The 5,967-nt window shown below is 66.6% G+C and carries 3 protein-coding genes; all 3 read right to left on the bottom strand.

Annotation, left to right across the window (positions count from 1 at the left end):
- The coding region (locus tag CQ393_RS17875; RefSeq protein WP_343200032.1) for a glucokinase at nt 1–308 on the bottom strand (308 nt) is incomplete at its 3' end.
- A gap of 378 nt (nt 309–686) precedes the next feature.
- The gene (locus CQ393_RS17870) at nt 687–2,996 is read right to left on the bottom strand and encodes a family 20 glycosylhydrolase (protein ID WP_153193665.1); all 2,310 of its coding nucleotides are present in this window, start codon (nt 2,994–2,996) and stop codon (nt 687–689) included.
- A gap of 110 nt (nt 2,997–3,106) precedes the next feature.
- Complete coding sequence (locus CQ393_RS17865; protein ID WP_153193662.1) at nt 3,107–5,782, bottom strand: TonB-dependent receptor; 2,676 nt, start codon at nt 5,780–5,782, stop codon at nt 3,107–3,109.
- Nucleotides 5,783–5,967: the final 185 nt, after the last annotated feature.

Below are 5,967 nucleotides of genomic sequence, written 5' to 3'. Positions count from 1 at the left end.
GCCGACAGCGGCCAGGGCAGGTTGGCCGAGATCACGGTGCCGTCGGCCAGCGCGTAGCCGGCGGTGGCGATGACGCACTCGTGCGCGCCGGGCGCATGGGCGCGGAAGTCGGCGAGGATCGCACCCAGCCCGGCGTGATCGGCGCAGCGGTACCTGCGATAGGCGAGCACTTCGATGGCTGGGTCCGCGCCCTGGCCGGTACGGATCAGTCCGACACGCACATGGGTGCCGCCGACGTCGGCGGCGATCAGCGGCGCGGCCGACGTGGCGATGGTCAGGTCATGGGCTGGACTGAAGCTGGCGACCACGCGATTTCCCCCGGATGTCGGCAGATCCCTGGGGAGCTGCGGCATCCGGAGTGTCAGCGCTACGTGACAACGATGTCAAGCTGCTTTGCAAAAAATTTTCAGTCGGATTTTGAAGCTGTAACCCTTCGTATCCCAATGAATGCAATGGAAAAAATTATTTCATGGGAAACCTGTCGGCGGGATTGCGGCTCCGTCGGAGACGCATGCAGGGCATTGTGAAATTTTTTCGCATATGCCGGAGGTGCCTTTCCAGCGCAAGGTCATCGGCGGCAAGCGGCAAGCGGCAAGCGGCAAGCGGCAGGCGGCAGGCGGCGGGCCGGAGCGCCGTCTGTCCAAAAGGAAAGGCCACCGTTTCCGGTGGCCTTTCGTGTGGAGCGCTCAGCGTGCGGTTTCCAGCCTTATCCAGTCCAGCGTCCACAGGTTGGGGCGCGTGTCGCCGGTGAAGCGGATGCAGAGGTCGGCGCGCCCGGTCATGGCCGGCAGCGGAGCGTCGAGCTCGAGGAAGCCATCGGCCGCGGGCGCGGCCGGCAGCGGCAGCGAGACCAGCGGCGCGCCCTTGCAGTCGGCCAGGATCTCCAGTTCGCCGTGCGCGGTGCGCGCGGGGACGAACTTGCGGCTCGGCTCGTCATGGGCCAGCTGGAAGTTGTAGGGAATGCGTCCGGCCCGGACCTTCACCGCGTTCACGCCGGTGAGGTCGGCGTCCTGCCACAGCCAGCAGGGGCTGAAGATGTTGACGTTGAAGATCGCGCGCTCGCCGTCGGCCGGGCCATCGTCCTCCAGCCGCAGCAGCAGCTTGCCGTCGCCGGGGCACAGGTCGAGCCGGGTGTCGTCGCGCACGCGTAGCGAGTCGGCGGTGACGGCGAAGCGGTTGGCCGCGGCCAGCGGCCTGCCGTCGAAGAACGCCGCGGCGCGCACCTCGGCGGGCAGCCGGACCTGCAGCGGCTGCGCGTAGCGCGGCGATGCGGCGGTCACCTCGCTGCCGTCCAGCGTGTAATGCACCGCGTAGCCGAGCGGGTTGTCGAGCGTGACCGCGGCGGTGTCGGCGGCGCGGTCGCCGGTGTCGTGCATGTCCACCTGGAACGGCGTCTGCGCGTACTGGATGCCCATCGCCCGGTAGCGCTGCAGCTGGCGTGGCAGGCGTTGCAGGAAGCCGTCGAAATCGCGCCTGTCCTGCGGGCTCCAGCCGGTCTCGGCGACGGCGGCCAAGCGCGGGAACAGGTTGTGCTCCAGGTTGCGGTCGTTGCGCGTGTGTTCGGTGAACATGTTGGCCTGCAGGCCGAGGATGTGCTGGCGCTTGTCGGCGGCCAGTTCCGCGGGCACCGGCTCGAACTCGTAGGCCTTCTTCAGTTCGATGGTGGTCGGCCGGCCCGGCGGTTCGTTCGGCGAGCGCGTCTGCAGGTAGTCCATGTACATGTGGGTGACCGGCGTCATCACCACGTCGTGGCCTTCGCTGGCCGCCTTCAGGCCGCCCTCGGTGCCGCGCCAGGACATCACCGTGGCCTCCGGCGGAAGTCCGCCCTCGAGGATCTCGTCCCAGCCGATCAGGCGCCGGTCGTGCTGCTCGAGGAAGGTCTCCAGGCGCTTGATGATGTGGCTCTGCATTTCCATCTCGTCCTTGGCGCCCACCTGGCGCATGTGCGCCTGCACGCGGGCCGAGGCGATCCACTGGTCCTTGACCGCCTCGTCGCCGCCGACGTGCACGTAGCGCGCCGGGAACATGTCGATCACTTCCAGCAGCACGTTCTCCAGGAACCGCAGCGTGCCTTCCTCGGTGTTGAACAGGTTGGGGAATACGCCCCACTGGTTGTCGATGACCAGCGGCTTGTCGGTGGCGCCCAGTTCCGGATAGGCGACGATGGCGGCCGTGGCGTGGCCGGGCACGTCGATTTCGGGGATCACCTGGATGTGGCGCTCCGCCGCATAGGCGACGATCTGGCGGATCTGTTCCTGCGTGTAGTAACCGCAGTAGCGGCGCGGCTGCCCGGTAGCGTCGTCGCGCCCGGCATCGCCCAGCGGCACGCGGCAGCTGCCCACCTCGGTCAGTTTCGGGTAGCGCTTGATCTCCATGCGCCAGCCCTGGTCATCGGTGAGGTGCCAGTGGAAGGTGTTGAGCTTGTGCTGCGCCATCGCATCGAGCAGCTTGCGGATCTCGTCCATGCTCTGGAAGTGGCGCGCCGAATCGAGCATGAGTCCGCGCCAGCGGAAGCGCGGCGTATCCTCGATGGTGGCGGCCGCGGCATGGCCGGGGACATCGCCGGTCAGCAGCTGCGCGGCGGTGACCGCGCCGTAGAACAGGCCGACGTCGTCGCCGGCGCTGACGTCGATGCCGGTGTTGGAGACCTTCAGCGAATAGCCTTCGGCGGTGCGGGTGGCCGACGGGTCCAGGCGGAAGCGGATCTGCGCCTTGCCGGCATTCTCGGCCACGGCCAGGGTCGGCCCGCCGTTCTGCGCGAGCAACTGCACGAACCGGGCCGCGGCGCGGCGCGCGGCGTCGTCGTTGCCGCCGGCGCGGGCGGAGCCGGCCAGCACGAAGTCCTTGCCGCCGGTCGCCTGATAGCTGGCGGGCAGCGGGATCAGCGACGGGCTGGAGGCGGCGTCGGCCGCGTGCGCCTGCAGGGCGGTGATGCCGAGCAGCAGGCAGCTGCCGAGCCAGGTTGCGCGACGGCGCATGCGGAGGGACTTCGTCATGGGGCGGAGCTCCTGTGTTTTGTGAAGGGTACCTGCAAAAAAACGCCGGGCCCGGAGTGATCCAGGCCCGGCGCGTCACGCTGTCCGGCGATGGTGCGTGCCGGGGTGGATCAATACTTGAAGCGGAAGTTCAGGTAGTACTGGCGGCCGTTCTCGTAGAACGCGCTCGGGATGGTGGTGCTCTGGTAGTACTTCAGGGTCGGGTTGTTGAGGTTCAGCGCGTCGAAGCTGATGCTCATCCAGTCGGTCGCCTTGTAGCTCAGCGACAGCGACAGGGTGCCGAAATCGTCCTGGTAGTACGGGCTGGCGCCCTTCAGGCCGATCAGGAACGCCGAGCGGTAGGTGTAGCTCACGCGTGCGCCGAAGGTGTCGTTCTCGAAGTAGCCGCCCACGTTGTAGGTGTTCTTCGAGGTGCCCAGCAGGTTGTTGGTGCCATCGGCCCAGGTGTGCGAGGTGCTGCCGTCTGCATAGGTGTAGTTGGCGTTGACGCCGAAGTTCTCGCCGATCGGCTGCTCATAGGCGACTTCCACGCCGGTGACCTTGCCGTTGGAGTTGACCGGCACGGCGACCTGGTAGGCCTCGAGCTTGTTGGTCAGTTCGCTGAACAGCATCTGCGTCTCGGTGCCGAAGGCCACGTAGTCCTTCAGGTTCATCGAGTAGGCGCCGACCGACAGCAGGCCGCGCGGCATGAAGTACCACTCCAGGTTCACGTCGAAGTTGGTCGACACCACCGGGTTGAGCTTCGGATTGCCGCCGCCACCGGTGCGGCTCAGGTCCGAGCCCCACGACGAAGCGCCCAGCGCCGAGAAGTCCGGCAGGGTCTGGGTCTGCGATGCGGCGAAACGGAACACCAGGTCGTCGGCCATGTCGAACTTCAGGTTCGCGCTCGGCAGCACGCGGCTGTGCTTGTTGTTGAAGGACAGGGCCTTCCACGCGCCGAACAGGCTCCGGACGTCGGCGTTGGCCGGATCGCTGACCGCCTGGTAGGTGTTGATGTCCTGGTCGATGTTGACGTAGCGCAGGCCGACGTTGCCGCTCCAGCGGTCGCCCACGAAGTTGGCCTGGACGTAGGCGCCGAAGTTCTTCTCCTGCACCTTCCACTCGCCGCCATAGTTGTGGCGGCCGTCCGGACCGTCATTGTTCGACAGCCAGGTGGAGTTGGCGAGGATGGCTTCCTTCAGCGCGGCCGGAGTGAAGTACCACAGGTTGCGCGGGAAGGTGCCGCCGATGCCGCCGGCGAAGCCGCCCGGATAGTTGGCCGTGGCGCCGTTCTTGAGCGTGCTCCAGATATCGCCCGGCGAGGCGCCTTCCGGCGACAGCGCTTCGCGCTTGTGGTCGGCATAGCGGGCACCGAAGTCGATCGAGCTCAGCGTGCCGTCGTTGAAGTACTGGCTGAAGTCGGCGGTGAACCACTTTTCCTTGTCCTCGGCGGTCACTTCCTGGTTGCCCCAGGTGCCGAAGCTGGTGACGCCTGACGGGCTGATGTCGCCACCGATGTTCCAGTCGATCGGCGCGCCATTGCCATGGGTCGTCCAGCTGGCGCCACCGCCGTTGGCCGCGGTGACCTCGGCGATGAACTGGCGCGGGGTCGAGCCGGTGCCCTTGGTCGAGCCGGCCTGGAACTTGGCGCTCAGGTTGTCGTTGACCTGCCAGTCGGCATCCAGGGTGACGTAGCTGCTCTTGGCGGTGGCTTCGCGGTAGATCATGTCGTAGACCGCGTAGTTGGTCCCGGCCTCGCCGCTGTACTTGGCATCGGTCAGCACGCCGTTCTTGACCACGTAACCGGCATCCGGCGACTGGGAGTTGGCGAAGTTTCCGCCCCACAACATGAAGTTGCGGTTGTAGTTGTTGGCGTCCATCTTCGAAGTGAAGCCTTCCAGGCCCAGCGTCAGGTTATCGGCCGGCTTGAACTGCAACCCCAGCAGGCCGCCCTTGCGTTCGCGGGTCTGCTCGAACAGGGTCGAACCCAGCAGGCTCGGGGCGTACACGCCGATCAGGTCCGGATTGTTGAGGCCCACTTCGGTGAGGTTGCCGTTGCCGTCCTTGCCGGTGATCTGGAAGAAACCGGACGGGATTTCCTGCGCTTCGCGGCGCAGTTCGCGCTTCTGGCTGAATGCCTGCACCATCACGCCGAAGGTGCCGTCGTCGTTCTTGTAGTTGAACAGGCCGGCCAGCTGCGGATCGTTCGACTTGGCCTGGTCGGAGCGCACCGCGCCGATCGAGGCCTCGGCGGTGATCTGCTTGGCGAATTCCAGCGGCTTGCGGGTGATGATGTTCACCGAGCCGGTGGTACCGCCGTCCTGCAGCTTGGCCTGCGAGGATTTGTTCACTTCCACCGAGCGCACCAGCTCGGACGGCAGCAGGGTGTAGCTGACGCTGCGGCCGACGTTGCTGCCCTGGCTGAGCACGAACCAGTCGGCCGAGCCGACGCTGTGGCCGTTGATCAGGGTCTGGGTCAGGCTCGGGCTGGTGCCGCGCAGGCTGACGCGGTCGGCTTCGTCGAAGCCGCCTTCGTCGGCGCTGGACGAGCTGATGTTCACGCCCGGCAGGCGCTGCAGGGTATCGGCGACGTTGTGCGCGGGCAGCTTGCCGACGTCCTCGGCGGTGACGACTTCGACGCGCGCGTTGGCTTCGCGCTTGGTGTCCAGCGACTTCTCCATCGAACCGCGGATGCCGGTGACGGTGATGGTGTCCAGGTCGGTCGCCTGGGGCTGCGCATTCTGCGCCTGGGCGCTGAAGGCAAGGCAGCCGGCGATGGCTGCCGAAAGCAGGGTCTTGCGGTGCATGTTGTCTCTCCTCAACATCGGAATGAAAGGCACTGGCGTGCCGCGGTACTTCAGGTCTTGCTGGTGCATCTGTTGCTTATGCTGCGAGGCTTACTTGGCCAACTTTTCCAGATACCAACTGGCCGCGCCGATGACGCCCAGTTGCCCGTGCTCGACCAGCTTCACGGGGATGCGCTGCAGCGCCT

Source organism: Stenotrophomonas sp. MYb238, assembly GCF_009496535.1.
Taxonomy (GTDB): domain Bacteria; phylum Pseudomonadota; class Gammaproteobacteria; order Xanthomonadales; family Xanthomonadaceae; genus Stenotrophomonas.
This window is presented reverse-complemented; position numbering and strand designations above follow the sequence as displayed.